Source organism: Streptomyces sp. NPDC101151, assembly GCF_044768335.1.
In the GTDB taxonomy this organism is placed as follows: domain Bacteria; phylum Actinomycetota; class Actinomycetes; order Streptomycetales; family Streptomycetaceae; genus Streptomyces.
In genome coordinates this window covers 585,108-602,316 of the sequence record NZ_JBIWPP010000002.1, presented here as the reverse complement: position 1 = coordinate 602,316, position 17,209 = coordinate 585,108, and the positions used below count along the sequence as shown (strand labels likewise).

General features: G+C 71.7%; 14 protein-coding genes and 1 pseudogene. 3 read left to right on the top strand and 12 right to left on the bottom strand.

The window, feature by feature from the left end:
• Nucleotides 1-86 precede the first annotated feature (86 nt).
• The 11 genes from ACIRU3_RS05765 to ACIRU3_RS05715 form a co-directional block, all read right to left on the bottom strand.
• Nucleotides 87-1,583, bottom strand: a complete 1,497-nt coding sequence (locus ACIRU3_RS05765) for a D-ribitol-5-phosphate cytidylyltransferase (protein WP_404051822.1) — start codon at nucleotides 1,581-1,583, stop codon at nucleotides 87-89.
• Nucleotides 1,584-1,795: 212 nt separating this feature from the next.
• Nucleotides 1,796-1,933, bottom strand: a complete 138-nt coding sequence (locus ACIRU3_RS05760; protein ID WP_404051819.1) for a hypothetical protein — start codon at nucleotides 1,931-1,933, stop codon at nucleotides 1,796-1,798.
• 351 nt (nucleotides 1,934-2,284) lie between these two features.
• Nucleotides 2,285-3,871: an alkaline phosphatase D family protein gene (locus ACIRU3_RS05755; protein WP_404051816.1), complete on the bottom strand. Its 1,587-nt coding sequence runs from the start codon at nucleotides 3,869-3,871 to the stop codon at nucleotides 2,285-2,287.
• A gap of 219 nt (nucleotides 3,872-4,090) precedes the next feature.
• Nucleotides 4,091-4,465 (bottom strand): hypothetical protein, encoded by a 375-nt coding sequence (locus ACIRU3_RS05750; protein WP_404051814.1) that lies wholly within the window; start codon nucleotides 4,463-4,465, stop codon nucleotides 4,091-4,093.
• 24 nt (nucleotides 4,466-4,489) lie between these two features.
• On the bottom strand, nucleotides 4,490-5,206 hold the full coding sequence (locus tag ACIRU3_RS05745; protein ID WP_404051811.1) for a hypothetical protein: 717 nt from the start codon (nucleotides 5,204-5,206) through the stop codon (nucleotides 4,490-4,492).
• Nucleotides 5,207-5,382: 176 nt separating this feature from the next.
• Nucleotides 5,383-6,831 (bottom strand): GTPase ObgE, encoded by a 1,449-nt coding sequence (gene obgE / locus ACIRU3_RS05740; protein WP_404051808.1) that lies wholly within the window; start codon nucleotides 6,829-6,831, stop codon nucleotides 5,383-5,385.
• A gap of 159 nt (nucleotides 6,832-6,990) precedes the next feature.
• A complete protein-coding gene (rpmA, locus tag ACIRU3_RS05735) occupies nucleotides 6,991-7,245 on the bottom strand; it encodes a 50S ribosomal protein L27 (RefSeq protein WP_023550764.1) in 255 nt (84 codons plus the stop codon).
• A 14-nt stretch (nucleotides 7,246-7,259) separates the two neighbouring features.
• On the bottom strand, nucleotides 7,260-7,580 hold the full coding sequence (rplU, locus tag ACIRU3_RS05730) for a 50S ribosomal protein L21 (protein ID WP_030749991.1): 321 nt from the start codon (nucleotides 7,578-7,580) through the stop codon (nucleotides 7,260-7,262).
• Nucleotides 7,581-7,823: 243 nt separating this feature from the next.
• Nucleotides 7,824-12,041 carry an Rne/Rng family ribonuclease gene (locus ACIRU3_RS05725; RefSeq protein WP_404051805.1) on the bottom strand — a complete coding sequence of 1,406 codons (4,218 nt, stop codon included), beginning with the start codon at nucleotides 12,039-12,041 and terminating at the stop codon, nucleotides 7,824-7,826.
• Nucleotides 12,042-12,303: 262 nt separating this feature from the next.
• A complete protein-coding gene (locus ACIRU3_RS05720; RefSeq protein ID WP_404051803.1) occupies nucleotides 12,304-13,080 on the bottom strand; it encodes a TIGR03936 family radical SAM-associated protein in 777 nt (258 codons plus the stop codon).
• 46 nt (nucleotides 13,081-13,126) lie between these two features.
• The gene (locus ACIRU3_RS05715; RefSeq protein ID WP_404051800.1) at nucleotides 13,127-14,218 is read right to left on the bottom strand and encodes a hypothetical protein; all 1,092 of its coding nucleotides are present in this window, start codon (nucleotides 14,216-14,218) and stop codon (nucleotides 13,127-13,129) included.
• 210 nt (nucleotides 14,219-14,428) lie between these two features.
• Between ACIRU3_RS05715 and ACIRU3_RS05710 the strand changes: the two genes are divergently transcribed.
• Complete coding sequence (locus ACIRU3_RS05710) at nucleotides 14,429-14,782, top strand: DUF805 domain-containing protein (RefSeq protein WP_404051797.1); 354 nt, start codon at nucleotides 14,429-14,431, stop codon at nucleotides 14,780-14,782.
• A 77-nt stretch (nucleotides 14,783-14,859) separates the two neighbouring features.
• On the opposite strand, the pseudogene ACIRU3_RS05705 reads toward ACIRU3_RS05710, so the two are convergent.
• A pseudogene (locus ACIRU3_RS05705) lies at nucleotides 14,860-15,579 on the bottom strand (TerD family protein); the annotation flags it as partial.
• A 57-nt stretch (nucleotides 15,580-15,636) separates the two neighbouring features.
• Here ACIRU3_RS05705 and ACIRU3_RS05700 point away from each other — a divergent pair.
• Both ACIRU3_RS05700 and ACIRU3_RS05695 read left to right on the top strand, forming a co-directional pair.
• On the top strand, nucleotides 15,637-16,215 hold the full coding sequence (locus ACIRU3_RS05700) for a carboxymuconolactone decarboxylase family protein (RefSeq protein ID WP_404051794.1): 579 nt from the start codon (nucleotides 15,637-15,639) through the stop codon (nucleotides 16,213-16,215).
• Nucleotides 16,212-17,078 carry an RNA polymerase sigma-70 factor gene (locus ACIRU3_RS05695; RefSeq protein WP_404051791.1) on the top strand — a complete coding sequence of 289 codons (867 nt, stop codon included), beginning with the start codon at nucleotides 16,212-16,214 and terminating at the stop codon, nucleotides 17,076-17,078. Before ACIRU3_RS05700 ends, ACIRU3_RS05695 begins: the two co-directional genes overlap by 4 nt.
• Nucleotides 17,079-17,209 lie beyond the last annotated feature (131 nt).

Here is a 17,209-nt window from a genome sequence, read left to right as displayed (position 1 = left end):
AGGTGTACGGACTCAGGCCTCTGTGAATACCCGTTGAACGAGCACCCGCAGAGGCCTGAATTCCTGAACGCTAATTACCCCGATTATTACACGCCGTCCTGACGGTCCAGAACCGTCGCCAACGCCTGCTCGAAACCGGATGCCAGGGCGGCACCCGCCGTCGGGTCCTGCTGACGGACGTCGATGACGTGACCGGTCAGCTCCGACAGCAGCACGTCGAGGGAGGTACGGGCCACGGCCTCGGAGGACAGCAGCGAACCCGCCGGCTCCTGGCCGAAGGCCTTGGTGCGCATCGGGGTGGCGGTGCGCTCCGGGTTGATGCAGTTGACGCGGATGCCCTCGCCGGCCCACTCGTCGGACAGCGCCTGGGTGAGGTTCACCATGGCGGCCTTGGTCGAGGAGTAGAGGCTGTACTCGGCGCGGCCGCGGGTGTAGCTGCTGGAGGTGTACAGCAGCAGCTGGCCCTTGCTCTCCACCAGGTACTTGTAGGAGGAGCGGGCGATCTGCACCGGGGCCAGGTAGTTGACCTTCAGCGCCTCCTCGATGGTGGCGTTGTCGGTCTCGGCGAGCTTGCCGATGCGCAGCACGCCCGCGGTGTTGACGACGTAGTCGATCCGGCCGGTCTCCGCGTACGCCTTGGACAGCGCGTCGTCGACCTCCTCCGGGTTCTCCACATGGGTGCCGGTGGTGGAGCGGCCCAGCGCGTAGACGCTCGCGCCGTAGGACTCGGCCAGTTCGGCGATGTCCTTGCCGATGCCGTAGGAGCCGCCGAAGATCACGACCGTCTTGCCGGTGAGCAGCTCGCGGTAGGCGTCCTCGCCGACCTGCTCGGGGGCGGCGGTGGAGGCGAGCTGGAAGAGCTTGTCGGCGATGAAGACGTCGACCGGCTGGGTCACCTTCATGTTGTACTCGTCACCCGCGACGACGTGGATCGGCACGTCCGGCAGGTACTTGAGCACGACGGAGCAGTCGTCCGTGGCCTGGAAGTTGGGATCACCGGCGGCGACCTCGTAGGCGCGGCGGACCGTGGACAGCTTGAAGGCCTGCGGGGTCTGGCCGCGGCGCAGCCGGGAGCGGTCCGGGATCTCGGTGATGAACTCGCCGTCCTCGCCGTGCGTGCGCGTGACGATGATCGTGTCGGCGGACGGGATGGCGACGTCGACGGCCTGGTAGCGCTCAAGCGCGGTCACGCAGTCGTCGATGACGCGCCGCGAGAGCAGGGGGCGTACGGCGTCGTGGAAGAGGACGTTGAGGTCCTCGCCCTCGGCCAGGCCCTCGCCGAGGGCCGAGATGGCGCGCTCGGTGGTCTCGTTACGGGTCGAGCCGCCCTCGATGATCTTCTTGACCTTCTGGAAGCCGGCCTTGGCGACGATCTTCTCGACGTCCGGCACGTAACCCTGCGCCATCAGCACGATGACGTCGTCGATCGAGTCGGCGTTCTCGAAGGTGGTCAGGGTGTGCTCGATGACTGCCTTGCCGGCGATCTTCAGCAGCTGCTTGGGGATCGACAGACCCACCCGCTGACCGGTGCCACCGGCCAGGATCACTGCGGTGGTTCGGGGCTTGGCTATGTGCTGTGACACAGGCTGACCTACCTTGGGGCGACAGGGAACCTGGAAATGGTCCCACTTCGGGTAACCGCAGTGCAAGGTGAGTGACGTCCTATGCATATGTGCGCGCAACCTGTCATTCACCTTGCAGACCTGGTGTTGGGCGCCGGCGCCGTGAACCCCCGTGGAATTGCTGTGAGTAAGTCCACAAATGTCGTTCAGCCGTGTCGTTCGGCAGATGTCGATCAGCGCCGCTCGCGCAGCGCGGACAACAGGGCCCGGTCGCCGAGGACCCGCCCGCCGGGCGCGGTGATCCGCCCGTCCCTCCAGGCCGCGATCGGCCCGGCCGCCTCGACGTCCCGGCGGGGAGTGGCAATCTTCACGTCCCGGGTGTGGGGCTGCACCCGTTCTTCATATGCAGCACGGCACCGTTGCGGCCGGGCCGGGAATACAGCTCGGCGGACAGTCCATTGCCGTGGAATTCCACATCAAGATTCCGCAGCATTTCGGTCTCGGCCGGAGTAAGGGGCCGATTCACGGTGTCCGGAACCGGGCGTGGCAGAGATTCTCCGGCAGTCCGAGCAGCGCCTCGAAGGCGCGCGTCGGCCCGTTTCGGGTTCCGGTCGTCCCATACGACGACGATGACCGTCCGGGGCCGACCGCAGGAGCGCTTTCGGGGCGGAGCCGGGAGGAGCCCGGGACACGGAACGTCCCGGGCTCCTCCCGCCGCAAGGTCACACGACCTGGACGCCCGGCTCGTCCGACTCCACCCGCAGCCGGGACAGCGTGCTCGCCGTCGCCTGCGGCCCGACCACCGTGTCGACCACCCGGACCTGGGCGTCGATGCCGTCGCGGTCGATGTCGAAGAGGTGGTAGCCGCGATGGGCGTCGATCACCTTCCAGTGCGGGTTGTCCGCCATCAGCGGGTCCCACTGGGCATGGAAGGCGGCCTGGTCCTGGTCGCCGTTGCTGGAGATGGAGGTGCCGACGAACTCGGCGCCGACGACCTCGGAGTCCGGGTCGGCGAAGTCCTCCTTCAGGTCGCTGATCATCGTCAGGTGCCGGTCGCCGCTGAGCACGACCGGGTTGCGGATGTCGGAGAACCTCTCCAGCAGGGCGTTGCGTTCGGCCTGGTAGCCGTCCCAGGCGTCGTAGTACCAGAGCTTGCCCTCGCCGAGCAGCAGGTCGGTCTCGGCCATCATGATCTGCGAGGCGATCAGGTTCCAGCGGGCCGGGGAGTCGTACAGCCCGTGCAGCAGCCATCGCTTCTGCTCGGCGCCGAGCATGGTCTGCCCCGGGTTCTCGGCGCCGGCCTGGTCGGTGGCCTGGTCGCTGCGGAACTGGCGGGTGTCCAGCACGTTCAGCCGGGCCAGCCGGCCGAACTCCAGACGGCGGTACATCTGGATGTGCGGGCCGTTCGGGATCGCCATGGCGCGGACCGGCATGTGCTCGTAGTACGCCTGGTAGGCCGCGGTCAGCCGGGCCACGAACGCGTCGTGCGACTGCTTGTCGGGGTCCTGCGGGATCTCGCCGGCGAAGTCGTTGTCGACCTCGTGGTCGTCGAAGGTGACCACCCAGGGGGCGTTCGCGTGCATCGCGGCGAGGTCGGGGTCGGTGCGGTACTGGGCGTAGCGGTTGCGGTACTGGACGAGGGTGTACGGCTCCCCCTTGCCCTCGTGCCGCCGTACGGCCGTCGAGGACGGCGAGGACTCGTAGATGTAGTCGCCGACGAAGAGTACGAAGTCGGGGTCCTGGGCGAGCATGTCGGAGTACGGCGTGAAGTAGCCGTGCTGCCAGTTCTGGCAGGAGGCGAGCGCGACGCGCAGCGAGCCGCCTCTTCGGTGCGGGTGGGGTGCGGTGCGGGTGCGGCCGATGGGCGAGATCCGGCTGCCGGCGCGGAAGCGGTACCAGTACCGACGGTCGGGACGCAGACCCCGTACATCCACGTGAACGCTGTGCCCGTACTCGGGCCGGGCCTGGGCGGTGCCCCGGCGGGCGGTCTTTCCGAACCGCTCGTCCTCGGCGATCTCCCAGTCCACCGGGACGACCTCGTCGGGCATGCCGCCGCCGTTGAGGGGGTCGGGGGCGAGCCGGGTCCACAGCACGATGCCGTCGGGCAGCGGGTCGCCGGAGGCGACGCCCAGGCTGAACACGCCGTCCGGCAGGGTGGGTTCGGCCGCCCGGGCGACGGTGGCCGGCAGCCAGAGCTGGGCGGAGGCCGCGGCGCCGAGGACGGCGGCACCGGCGGTCAGAAAGCGGCGTCGGCCGGGCGGGGGTCCCCCCGCTCGAGCGGATCCGGGAGTGGGGGATGCTCCGGTCATTCGCTAACTCCCTTGCCACGTGGGCCTCTTGGACTTCTCGCGCGGACCTTCGGAAGCTCCCACGGTCGGCCGGTCCGCCCGCTGAACGGGAGCATTCGCGTGCATGACAACTAGGCAGACAACGGAAGACCCGTTGCGGCACGGGACTCGCATTCGAAGAACGTGATCTCGGCACAACGGGTCTCACTGAGTGTCAGGAGATGTATACGGTAACGGTGTTCAGTAGGTGAATACCGAACCTATCCGGCCATTTGCCGCGGGAGTGCCCAGCACGGAGGCGCCGAACGCTGTGGTGCCGCTCGGGGACACCACGGTCGCCGGGCCGGACCTGAAGGACCGGACGAACCCGGAGCTGCCGTTCTCCCCCGGCGCACCGGCCGCCGGATCGGCGCGTCCGTCGCCGTCGGCGTCGCCCATGTGGACGGCGGCGCCGAAGAGGTCGCCCTTCTCCGCCGCGCCGAGCACATCGGGCGTGTCCTGGCTGATCACCTGGGCACCGGCCCCGGTCGGCCCCGAGCCGCTGCCGCGCGGGACCACGGCGGAACCCGCGTTGCTCCTGGTGCCCAGGTCCTCACCGGGCACCCCGGCCGTCACGTCGGCGTAGCCGTCCCCGCGTCGTCAACGTCGGCCGCCGAGCGATGCCCCGAACCGGGCCCCCGTCCCGGGCAGCCCGACGTTGGCCGCACCGAACGAGAAGGAGCCGCTCGCGGTGGTCGCCGGGAACACCCACACCGAACCGGCAAAGGCGTTCTCGTCCGGGTCGCCGACGACCAGCTCGGCCTTCCTGTCGGCGTTGGCGTCCAGCAGCGCCGTCGTCCGGGCGAACCGGTCGGCCTTCTCGGCGGTGCCGGGCACTGCGGTCGTGTTCTGGTGGAACGTCCTCGCGCCCGTGCCGGTCAGGCCCTTGGCGCTGCCGCGCAGCACCAGCACGCTGCCCGCGTCCGTGACACCGGCAAGGTCCTCGCCGGGCAGGCCGGTGGCGACGTCGGCGTACCCGTCGGCGTCGGTGTCGCCGATCGACAGCCCGGAGCCCATGCCGTCCCCGTGCTCGCCCGCGCCGGGCACTCCGGAGGTGTCCTGGTTGATCCACACCGGCTTCAGCGTGCCGGAGGTGCCGCTCGGACCGCCGTAGACGACGCCCAGCGCGCCGCCCTTCGTGGGCAGTTCGACGTCGCTGTCGTAGGAGTCGGAGGAATGGCCGACGACGATGTCGCCGTAGCGGTCGTGGTTCAGGTCGCCGATCGCCACGTCCTCGCCGCCGATGAGCCGGCCCTGGGTGTCCTTCAGCCAGCCCTTGTCGGTGAAGCCGTCGGCGCCGCCGAGGAGCAGGGACACGTCGGCTCCGGGAGTCGGGGAGACAGAAAAGTGCGACACGGAAGGGATCAAGATCCGTTCCGTGTCGCACGGTTCGACTCACCGGGGAGCGACGGGGTTGCCCTGGAGGACGCCCCGAATTTCCCGGACGTTCAGGAGACTCGGCCCGTCCGGCGTTGCCCGCAGGAAACCTCGGCCTACTCGAACGGGTCGAAGTCGTCGTAGTCGCGAAGCGCCTCGTCCCGCTCGGCCTCCGAGTCACGGCGGCGCTGCGCCGCGGGCCTCGGCGCGTCGAAGCGGTGATCCTCACCGCGCCGGCCCAGCATCTCCGCGCCCGCCATGACCGTCGGCTCCCAGTCGAAGACGACCGCGTTCTCCTCGGGTCCGATGGCGACGCCGTCGCCGGACCGGGCTCCCGCCTTCATCAACTTCTCCTCGACACCGAGGCGGTTGAGCCGGTCGGCGAGGTAGCCGACGGCCTCGTCGTTGTTGAAGTCGGTCTGCCGCACCCAGCGCTCCGGCTTCTCGCCGCGCACCCGGAACAACGGCTCGCCGGCGATCTCCTCGCGGGTGACCGTGAAGCCCGCGTCGTCCACGGCCTTGGGCCGGATGACGATGCGCGTCGCCTCTTCCTTGGGCTTCGCGGCGCGCGCCGTGGAGATCAGCTCGCCGAGGGCGAAGGACAGCTCCCGCAGCCCGATGTGGGCCACCGCCGACACCTCGAAGACGCGGTAGCCGCGCGCCTCCAGGTCGGGGCGGACCATCTCGGCGAGGTCCTTGCCGTCCGGCACGTCGACCTTGTTCAGGACGACGATCCGGGGACGCTTGTCGAGGCCGCCGTACTGCCGCAGCTCCTCCTCGATGATGTCGAGGTCGGAGACCGGGTCGCGGTCGGACTCCAGGGTCGCGGTGTCCAGCACGTGCACCAGCACGCTGCACCGCTCCACGTGCCGCAGGAACTCCAGGCCCAGGCCCTTGCCCTGGCTGGCGCCCGGGATCAGACCGGGCACGTCTGCGATGGTGTAGACGGTGGAGCCGGCGGTCACCACGCCCAGGTTCGGGACGAGGGTGGTGAACGGGTAGTCCGCGATCTTCGGCCGGGCCGCGCTGAGCACGGAGATCAGCGAGGACTTGCCCGCGCTCGGGTAGCCCACCAGGGCCACGTCGGCGACGGTCTTCAGCTCCAGGACGATGTCCTGCAGGTCACCGGGCACGCCCAGCAGCGCGAAGCCGGGTGCCTTGCGGCGGGCGCTCGCCAGCGCCGCGTTGCCGAGGCCGCCCCGGCCGCCCTGCGCGGCGACGTACGAGGTGCCGTGGCCGACCAGGTCGGCCAGCACGTTGCCCGCCTTGTCCAGGACGACCGTGCCGTCCGGCACCGGCAGGACCAGGTCCTGGCCGTCCTTGCCGGAGCGGTTGCCGCCCTCACCGGGTTTGCCGTTGGTGGCCTTGCGGTGCGGGGAGTGGTGGTAGTCGAGAAGCGTGGTCACCGACTGGTCCACAGTCAGGATGACGTCACCGCCGCGGCCGCCGTTGCCGCCGTCCGGGCCGCCGAGCGGCTTGAACTTCTCGCGGTGGACGGAGGCACAGCCGTGGCCTCCGTTACCCGCGGCGACATGCAGCTCGACGCGGTCCACGAAGGTGGTCATGGTTCGGTGCCTCCTGGGGGTCCCCCCGGCCGAAGGCTGAGGGATTACGGGTAATACCAATGTCAACACGCGAAAGGCGGACCCGCCTTCCCGACCGGGAAGTGAGGTCCGCCTCGCGAAACGAACGTGCCGTTCGGTCGAAGCCGTGAATCAGACGATTCAGGCGACCGGAACGATGTTCACGACCTTGCGGCCACGGTGGGTACCGAACTCCACCGCACCGGCCTGCAGCGCGAACAGCGTGTCGTCGCCGCCACGGCCGACGCCGGCGCCCGGGTGGAAGTGGGTGCCGCGCTGACGGACCAGGATCTCACCCGCGTTGACGACCTGACCGCCGAAGCGCTTCACGCCGAGCCGCTGGGCATTGGAGTCGCGACCGTTCCGGGTGGACGATGCGCCCTTCTTGTGTGCCATTTCTCCTCAGTCCCTTACTTCGCAGCCGCGGGGATCGACGTGACCTTGATCGCCGTGTACTGCTGGCGGTGGCCCTGACGACGGCGGTAGCCGGTCTTGTTCTTGTAGCGCAGAATGTCGATCTTCTGGCCCTTGTGGTGGTCCACGACCTCGGCCTGGACCTTGATGCCGGCCAGCACCCACGGGTCGCTGGTCACAGCGTCGCCGTCGACAACGAGCAGGGTCGAGAGCTCGACCGTGTCGCCAACCTTGGCAGTGGAAATCTTGTCAACCTCAACGATGTCGCCGACAGCAACCTTGTGCTGGCGACCACCGCTGCGCACGATGGCGTACACGCGGATCTCTCTTTCGCTCGAAGAAACGGCACCCCCGCAGGCCAGCCGCCCAGGAACAGCAGGAACGACCTCTCCCGGCCAACCGTGTGCCCGGGAGGAAGAGGTTTACGGGGATGTTGGCGTGCTCAGTGGACACGCCGACGGTCAAGGTTACGGGGACATGGCCGAAGGGGTCAAACCGGGCCGCGCCCCCGGGGTGTGCGGCCGGTCACATGAACCGGCCGCACACCCCGTCGGGCCTCGTCAGCCCTCGTCGGTGGCGGCAGAGACCGTGGTGGTCTTCTTCGCCGTCGACTTCGCGGCGGCCGTCTTGGCGGTCTTGGCCGCCTTCTTGGCCGTCGTCTTCTTGGCGGCCGTCTTCTTGGCCGCGGTCTTGGTGGTGGCCGCCTTCTTCGCCGTGGCCTTCTTGGCCGCCTTGCGGGCGGTCTTCTTGGCCGGCACGGCCTCCTCCACCGTCTCGTCGGCGACGGACGCCTCCGGCGCGGTGGCCGGCACGACCACGACGGCCGTCTCGTCGGACGCGGTCGGCGCGGTGGCCTTGCGCACCGCACGGCGCCGCGGGCGGGCCGGGGCCGCGCTCTCGGCGGGTGCCTCCTCGACCGGAGCCGGGGCCTGGGCCACGGGCTGCTCCACCGGTGCCTCGGGCGCGGTCTCGGCAACCGTGACCACGGCCGCCTCCGCACCCTCCGGGGAACCGGCCGGAGCCGAGACCTTCCGGGTCGCGCGACGACGCGTACGGCCCTTGGGCGCGGCCTCCTCGGCGGCGGGCTCCTGAGCCACCACCGGCTCCTCGACGGCGACCGGCTCGGCGAGCGCCTCGGCGGCCGTCACCTGCTGCACGGGAAGAGCGGCCTCCTCGGCGGGCGTGACGGTCTGAGCCGTCGGCACCTCGGCGGTCTCGGCGACCCGCGCGGCCTTGCGGCTCTCGGCCTTCGGCGCACCGGCCGGAGCCGAGGCCCGGCGGCTCGCGCGGCGACGGGTACGGCCACGGGAGGCCGCGGCCTCCGCCTCGGCGACGCTGCTGTACAGCTCCTCGTCCGGCGCGAACTCGGGCTCGGGCAGCGCGACGGGCTCGGCGATCTCGGCCGCGACCTCGACCGCGGTCTCGGTCTCCGGCTCGACGGCCTCGCCGGTCTCCGCGGCCACGGCGGCGGTCTCGTGCTCGTGCACGTGCCCGTCACCGCCGCGCCCGCGCTTCTTGCGCTTGCCGCCGCCACCGCCGCCGACGGCGGTCGGCTGCTCCATGTGCACGATGACGCCACGGCCGTTGCAGTGGACGCAGGTCTCGGAGAAGGACTCCAACAGGCCCTGGCCGACCCGCTTGCGGGTCATCTGGACCAGACCCAGCGAGGTCACCTCGGCCACCTGGTGCTTCGTACGGTCGCGGCCCAGGCACTCCAGCAGGCGCCGCAGCACCAGGTCGCGGTTCGACTCCAGGACCATGTCGATGAAGTCGATGACGATGATGCCGCCGAGGTCGCGCAGCCGCAGCTGGCGCACGATCTCCTCGGCCGCCTCCAGGTTGTTCCTGGTGACCGTCTCTTCCAGGTTGCCGCCCTGGCCGGTGAACTTGCCGGTGTTGACGTCGACGACGACCATCGCCTCGGTCCGGTCGATCACCAGCGAACCGCCGCTGGGCAGCCAGACCTTGCGGTCCAGCGCCTTGGAGAGCTGCTCGTCGATCCGGTAGGTGGCGAAGACGTCGACCTCGGAGGTCCACCTCGACAGCCGCTCGGCCAGATCCGGGGCGACGTGCGAGACGTACCCGTGGATGGTCGACCAGGCGTCGTCGCCGCTGACGACGACCTTGGAGAAGTCCTCGTTGAAGATGTCGCGGACGACCCGGACGGTCATGTCCGGCTCGCCGTAGAGCAGCGTCGGCGCATTGCCGCTCTTGGCCTTCTTCTGGATGTCCTCCCACTGCGCCTGCAGCCGCTCGACGTCCCGGCGCAGCTCGTCCTCGCTCGCGCCCTCGGCGGCGGTGCGCACGATGACGCCCGCGTCCTCGGGGACGATCTTCTTGAGGATGGTCTTCAGCCGGGCCCGCTCGGTGTCGGGCAGCTTGCGGCTGATGCCGGTCATCGAGCCCTCGGGGACGTACACGAGGTAGCGGCCCGGGAGGGAGACCTGGCTGGTCAGGCGGGCGCCCTTGTGCCCGATGGGGTCCTTCGTCACCTGGACGAGGACGGACTGGCCGGACTTCAGGGCGGCCTCGATGCGGCGCGGCCCGTTGGCCATGCCGAGCGCCTCGAAGTTGACCTCACCGGCGTAGAGGACGGCGTTGCGGCCCTTGCCGATGTCGATGAAGGCGGCCTCCATCGACGGCAGCACGTTCTGGACCTTGCCCAGGTAGACGTTGCCGACGTACGAGGTCGACTGCTCCTTGTTGACGTAGTGCTCGACGAGGACACCGTCCTCGAGCACGCCGATCTGGGTGCGCTCGCCGTGCTGGCGCACGACCATCACGCGCTCGACGGCCTCGCGGCGGGCCAGGAACTCGGCCTCGGTGATGATCGGGACGCGACGGCGCCCCTGCTCACGGCCTTCCCGGCGGCGCTGCTTCTTCGCCTCCAGACGGGTCGAGCCCTTGATGGACTGGACCTCGTCGGACGGCTCGGCGGGCTTGCGGGGTTCGCGGACCTTGACGACCGTGCGCTCCGGGTCGTCGGCGGACGGCTCGGCTTCGCCGGCGGAGTCACCGGCACGGCGGCGGCGCCGGCGGCGACGGCGGCTGGAGCTGGAACCGCCGGACTCGTCGTCACGAGCCTCCTCGGCGTCCTCTTCCTCCTGCTCGGCGGTGTCCTCGGCGTCCTGTTCGGCCTGCTCGGCGGCCAGCTCGTCGGCCTCGGCGTCCGCGCCCTCGCCGTCGGCGGCGTCACCACGGCGACGGCGACGGCCGCCCCGGCGACGACGGCGGCGCGAGCCGGACTCCTCGGAGCCCTCGGCCTCATCGGCCTCGTCCGTCTCGTCGCCGTCGGCGAGGTCCTCGGCGACGGCCTCCTCCGGCTCCTCGGCCTCGGCGGCCTGCGTCTCCTCGGCGAAGGGAGCGCCCCGGCGGCGACGGCGACGGCGCGAGCCGGCGTCGGCGCGCTCCTCCTCGTACGCCTCGGTCTCCTCGGCGGGCTGGGCGGCCTCGGCAGCGGCCTCGGCGGCGGCCCGCTGCGGGGTCTGGAACATCGGCTCGGCGAACACCGGCGCCTGGAACACGGCCATGGCGGGGCGGGCGGGCCGGCGCGGTGCCTCGCCCTCGCCCTCGCCCTCGGCGGCCTCGGACGGCGCGGGCGCGGAGAAGCCGGTGGCGGCCTGCCGCACGACGCGGCGGCGACGGCGCGGTGCCGCACCCTCGGCGGGGGCCTCGGCAGCGGGGGCCGGCGGCGCCTCGGCGGCGGGGGTCCGGGCGGCGACGGGCTCGGCGATCTCGGTCTCCTCGGTGGACTGGGCGGCCTCGGCCTGCTCGGCCACAGGGGCACCGGCGGGCGCGGAGACACGGCGGGTGGCGCGGCGGCGGCTTCGGCGCGGCGCGGCCTCGTCGGCGGTGGCCTCCTCCCGCGCGGCCTCGACGACGGCGGGCACGGCGGCGGCCGGCACGGCGGTCTCAGCGGCCTCGGCGGCTTCCGCAGCCTCCGAGGACGGGGCCCCGGCGGGCGCGGACGCACGACGGGTCGCCCGACGACGCGTACGACCGGCCGGCACGGCCTCCGCCTCGGCGGCGGGCGCGGCTTCGGTGACGGCGGGGGTTTCCACCGCGGCTTCGGCGGTGGCCGGGGCTTCCGCGGCGGGCGCGGACTCGGGCGCCTCGGCGGCGGCCGGCGCACCGGCGGGGGCGGAGGCACGCCGGCTGGCGCGGCGGCGGGTACGGGCGGCGGGGGCGGCCTCCTCGGTGGCCTGCACGGCCTCCGGCTCCGGCTGCTCCGCCTCGGCCTTCTCTTCTGCCTTCGCCTCGGCCTTCTCCGCGGTCTCGGCCTCGGCCGGAGATCCGACGGGTGCGGACGCACGGCGTGCGGCCCGGCGGCGGGTACGAGGGGCGGGCGCGGCCTCCTCAGCGGCCTCAGCGGTCTCGGCGGCCCCAGCGGTCTCGGGGGACCCGACAGCTTCCGGGGCAGGAGACGCAGCCGGTACGACCGTCTCGGCGGTCTCCGCGGATGCGGACGCCCCGGCGGGCGCGGACGCACGGCGCGTGGCCCGGCGGCGGGTTCGGGCCGCGGGCGCGGCCTCCTCGGCGGCGGGTGCCTCCACGGCCCCGCTCTCGGCCTCGGCTTCCGCCTGGGCCTTCTCCTCCGTCTCGGCGATCTCGTCGGCCTCGGCGGCCGGTATGGCCGGCACGGTGACCTCGGCGGGTGCCTCGGCCGCGGCGGGCGAGCCCGCCGGGCGAGAGGCTGCACGGCGACGCCTGCGCGGCGGCAGGGTGTCGCTCGGAGTGTTCAGTTCGGAACCCTCATTGGGTTCGGTCGGCTCGAGCATGCGGGCGTTTCTCCCGTCAGGCTCCCGGGCGCCGCGCCTGGTCCGGCGACGGTCTTTGTGGACCGTTCGCCGTTGACGTCCGCGGCCCGCGCGATGCGCGATGGCCGCCGTCCGGGGCGGGGGCGCCGCACGGGAGCACTCTGTGTCCTGTCTCGCCGGTTCCGTACGCCTTGTCGGTACGGCCTGGCGAAAGTCTTCTGGTCGGTGCGCTGCCCGACCCAGGTGGCTCCCGAGTACCAGGGCGGCGCTTCGACGTCCGTCCCTACGCGGAACCTTCCGGCACCGGCGCCGTCGCGGCGGCAGCCGGTGCGGCCGTCAGGGCCTCTGCTGCCTCGCGGTCGGGCGCGAGCGGGTCGGTCACCGTGCCGGTCTCTTCATCGAACGGCCCCTGCGCCAGCCTGGTCACCGCTGCGGGGACCGGCGGCGCCAGGTCGGCCACGGCGCGGAGACCGGACAGGACGTCGTCGGGTCGTACGGCAGGCGTCACGTGCCGAACAACCAGCCGCAGTATCGCACAGGGCTGGTCGGTCGGCCTATCAGCCGTTTCACTCTGTGTTTCAAGTTGTACGACCGCCGGGCGGGCGTCGAAGGTGCGGACGCCGTTCTTGGTCATGCGCTGCACCTCGACGGTGTCGGCCTTGGTGAAGGCCTCCACCGCACGCTGGGCTTCGGCCGGGTCGACACCGTCCAGCCGCAGCTCCCAGACGGAAGCCGTGAGCCGGTCGGCGAGGCCCGAGGTCCGTGCCTCGACCGCGTCGACGATGTCGAGCCCGGCGGGCAGCGACTCGTCGAGGAGGACGCGCAGGGTCTCGGGGTCACGCGACGCGGTCAGTGCGATCTCCAGGAACTCCGCCTCACTGCCCGTGCCGGTGGGTGCGGCATTGGCGTACGACACCTTCGGGTGCGGTGTGAACCCCGCCGAGTACGCCATGGGCACCTCGGCGCGGCGCAGCGCACGCTCGAAGGCGCGCTGGAAGTCACGGTGGCTGGTGAACCGGAGGCGGCCGCGCTTGGTGTAGCGCAGTCGGATGCGCTGCACCGCGGGTGCGGGCGGCGGGCCTTCGGGCTGTCGCTTGCCCAGTGTCCTAGTCCTTCGTGAGAGCGGTCGTACTGCTACCAAGAGTACGTGTCTCGCGCCCCACGGGTTCCCGCCGGTCCACGGCGGCCGGCGGCAGCGGCTCGCCGAGAAGCATCCGCCTCAGGTCCGCGCGGGCCTGCCGCACGGTGTCCCGGGCGGCGGCCAGCGCCTGCCGTACGGAGCGTCCCACCGCGCGCGCGGCCTCCGCGGCGGGCCGCAGGACGAAGTCCCGTACGACGTGTCCGACGGGGGTGAGGACCGTGCGGTACACCCAGTGCAGCGGTTCCACGAGGATCCATCGGAAGAGGGTGCCGAGTGCCCGCCCGACGGCGCGCGAGACCCGCCCCGCGACCCGCCAGGCGTGCCCGAGGGCGTCCCCCACCTCCCGGGCGACGACGGCGAGGGCCCGGCCGACGGGAGCGAGCACCCAGCGCCACAGGGCCAGGGCGGGCAGGACGAGGAGGATGCGGGTCGTCCAGTACAGGACCGCGCCGACCGCGGTGACGACGGAACCCGCGAGCCAGGCCAGCGCCCGGCCGACCGGAGCGAGGACCCAGTCGTACAGCCACCGCGCGGGGAGGACGAGCAGATGGCGCACCAGCCAGGCGACGACGGCGTACACGCCGGCCCCGGCGGCGGCGAGCAGGATGCCGACGCCCTTCAGCAGCCGGACGACGCCCCGGCCCACCGGCGCGAGCACGCGCGCGTACAGCCACTGGAGACCGGCCCCGATCCCCCGTGCGACCCAGGCGATCCCGTGCCCGAAGGGGGTCAGCACGTGTGTGTACAGCCACCGCAGCGGCACGACGACGAGGACGTGCCCGAGCCATAGGAGCGCCCTGCCGACGGGCACGAGGACATGGCGCCACAGCGCCACCCACGGCCACACGAACACCGCCCGGCCGATCCACAGCAGCGCGCGCCCCACCGGCCGCAGCACGGTGTCGGTCAGGAACCGGCCGGCGACGACCAGCGCGTCCCACACGATCCGCACGGGCACCACCAGCACGAACACGACGATCCGCACGGGAATGCGGATCGCGACGGCGAGGCACCCTTCGGGGTACTGCGGCTCGGGTGGCGGCTTCTGGAGGTCCATACCGACACAGACGCACCGGGCGGCTGTCCGGATTCCCTCCCCGGGTTGCGATGCAGTCACGTCTGCGGGGCCCCCGGCCGGGGGGCTGGATCACCGAACGGACGCAGGCGGATAACACATTGACCCGCGCACGCCAAAGACATGGTTTTCCGGCCAGCCTGGCTGGTTCGATGGGGCACCAAGCACGCGATTCCCTGGGGGGACGAGACAATGCACTGGTACGTGGACGTACTCAAGAAGTACGCGGTGTTCAGCGGCCGAGCGCGGCGGCAGGAATACTGGATGTTCTTCCTGTTCAACCTGATCATCAGCATCGTGCTGACGGTCGTCGACCGCGCGATCGGCTCGAACGTCCTCAGCCTCATCTACTCCCTCGCCGTCCTGCTCCCGGGTCTCGGTGTGGCGGTCCGCCGCCTGCACGACACCGGCCGGTCCGGCTGGTGGATGCTCATCGCCCTCATCCCGCTGGTGGGCGTGATCATCCTGATCGTCTTCCTCGCCACCGAGGGCAAGGCGGAGGAGAACCAGTACGGCGCGAACCCCAAGTACGCGCCGGCCGTCTGAGCCGACCTCAGCTCACGGGAAAGGCCCGCCGGAAGACTCCGGCGGGCCTTTCCCGTGAGCCGGCCGGGCCGCTCGGCTCACTCGACCTCGATGCCGTGACCCCGCAACAGCTCTGCCAGGCCGCCGGTGTATCCCCGGCCGCCGAGGACGAAGTCCCAGTCGCCGCCGGACCGGCGCCGGAAGGAGCCGAGCACCAGGGCGGTCTCGTCGGGCCGGCCGTCCGAGACCTCCAGCCGGCCCAGCTCGGCCGGCGCGGAGTCCAGCAACCGGATGCCGGCATCGGTGAAGCCGGACAGGTCGGCGTGCGGGTCGGCCTCCGGATCGACCGCGGCGACCAGCACCAGGCGGTCCGCACGGTCCGGCAGCGCCTCGAACGACACCCGTAGGGCCACCCTGTCGGGCCGCGCGGCAGGCACCGCGCGCACCGAGCCGTCGGGCGTGGCCGGATTGCCGAAGAAGACGAAGTGGTCGTCGCTCAGCACCCGGTTGCCTTCGCGGACCAGCGCACAGACGTCCACCGCCACGTCACCGGTCCAGGACATCCCCAGCACGTTGTGGTCCCCGGCGGTCCCGGGGTCCGGCACGGGCGACGGAGCGGGCCGGCCCCGCTCCCCCGGGCGGCCACGCAACCCGTGCCGGTGCAGCAGATCGACGAGTTCGGTGCCCGAGATGAGCTCCAGGGGTTTGCCCCGGGCGAGGTCGCGCGAGCCGGGGCCGAAGCCCGAGGCCCCTCCGCCGTGAGCAGCCGCCGGTCGGCGCAGCCCGGATCTCAGGACCCGTGCAGCGGTGGTTGTCACATGCGAGGGCCCGGCGGTGTCTTCATGACAAACAGACACACGCACAGGGAGAACACCATGGCGCTACGCGTTCCGAAGGCGGAGCTCACCACCGAGTTCCGCGAAAGCATGATCAAGCAGCTCGGCGCGGTCCCCGAGCCCGACGAGGTGCTGTGGAACAACCCTCGGCTCGCCGAGGCCAACCGGGAGTTCGCGGCCAACGTGGGCACGTGGGACGCGGCCGACGCGAGCCTCAAGACGTTCGCGCACATGGCCGTCGCGGCACAGGTCGGCTGCAGCTGGTGCCTCGACGTCAACTACTTCCTGGCGCTGAACCAGAAGCTGGACCTGGCCAAGGCGAGCCAGGTGCCGCGCTGGCGGAAGTCGGAGGTGTTCACGCCGCTGGAGCGCGACGTTCTCGAGTACGCCGAGGCCATGACGAGCACACCGCCGACGGTCACCGACGAGCTGTCGGCGAGCCTCCTCGACCGGCTCGGCCCCGCGGCGCTGGTCGAACTCACCGTGTTCATCGGCTTCGCCAACATGGCGGCCAGGTGCAACACGGCGCACGGGATCACGTCGCAGGGCTACTCCGATGCCTGCGAGATCCCCCTGGCCGAGCGCCCCGAGACGTCCGGCGCGGCGTCGACGGCATGAGCGAGGACCCGTTCGTCGCCCATCGCAGTCTGCTGTTCACGGTCGCCTACGAGATGCTCGGGTCGGCGGCCGACGCGGATGACGTGCTGCAGGAGTCCTGGCTGCGGTGGGACAAGGTCGACCACGCACAGGTGCGTGACCCGCGGGCCTACCTCGTCCGAGTCGTCACCCGGCAAGCGCTCAACCGCCTGCGAACCCTTTCGCGCAGCCGCGAGGAGTACGTGGGCGAGTGGCTGCCGGAACCGCTGCTGACCAGCCCTGATGTCGCCGAGGACATCGAACTCGCGGAGAGTGTCTCGATCGCGCTGCTGACCGTCCTGGAAACGCTCGGGCCGGCCGAGCGGGCGGTGTTCGTGCTCCGCGAGGTCTTCGAGATGCCCTATGGCGAGATCGCCGAGGCCATCGGGAAGTCCGCGGCCGCGGTGCGGCAGATCGCGCGGCGGGCACGCGAGCATGTGGCGGCTCGGCGGCCGCGGGTGCAGGTGAGCCGGCCGGAGCAGCAGGCCGTGGTGGAACGGTTCCTGGTCGCGTTGCGCACGGGTCAGCTGCAGGAGCTGATGGAGCTGATGGCGCCGGACGTCGTCATGATCGCCGACGGGGGCGGGGTCGTGGCCGCCGCACTGGCTCCGATCCACGGGTCCGGGCCGGTGGCGAAGCTGCTCGCACGCGCGAACCGGGTGGTGGCCGCGTTCACGACGACGGCCGTATGGCTCAACGGCGCGCCTGCGGGCCGGCTCGAGTTCGACGGCGAGCCGGCTGCGGTGAGCCTCGTGGTGGAGGACGGGCGGATCACCCGGATCTACGTGGTGCGCAACCCGCGCAAGCTGACGCGCCTCGACGAACCGGCCGAACTCGCCAGATGAGCCTGCTGCTGCCCCGGCGCCGTGAGTGTGCCGGGCGGTGGGAACCGCCCGGCACACTCACCGGGCCCCCCGCCCGGCCCGGTGGGCGGGGGGAACCCCGGGGGCGCGCGGCCGAGGGGGGTAATGGCGGG

Coding starts and splice junctions, on each gene's coding strand:
- ACIRU3_RS05755 (WP_404051816.1), bottom strand. CDS start 3,871: ATGACCGGAGCATCCCCCACTCCCGGATCCGCTCGAGCGGGGGGACCC.
- obgE (WP_404051808.1), bottom strand. CDS start 6,831: ATGACCACCTTCGTGGACCGCGTCGAGCTGCATGTCGCCGCGGGTAAC.
- rpmA (WP_023550764.1), bottom strand. CDS start 7,245: ATGGCACACAAGAAGGGCGCATCGTCCACCCGGAACGGTCGCGACTCC.
- ACIRU3_RS05725 (WP_404051805.1), bottom strand. CDS start 12,041: ATGCTCGAGCCGACCGAACCCAATGAGGGTTCCGAACTGAACACTCCG.
- ACIRU3_RS05715 (WP_404051800.1), bottom strand. CDS start 14,218: ATGGACCTCCAGAAGCCGCCACCCGAGCCGCAGTACCCCGAAGGGTGC.
- ACIRU3_RS05710 (WP_404051797.1), top strand. CDS start 14,429: ATGCACTGGTACGTGGACGTACTCAAGAAGTACGCGGTGTTCAGCGGC.
- ACIRU3_RS05700 (WP_404051794.1), top strand. CDS start 15,637: ATGGCGCTACGCGTTCCGAAGGCGGAGCTCACCACCGAGTTCCGCGAA.
- ACIRU3_RS05695 (WP_404051791.1), top strand. CDS start 16,212: ATGAGCGAGGACCCGTTCGTCGCCCATCGCAGTCTGCTGTTCACGGTC.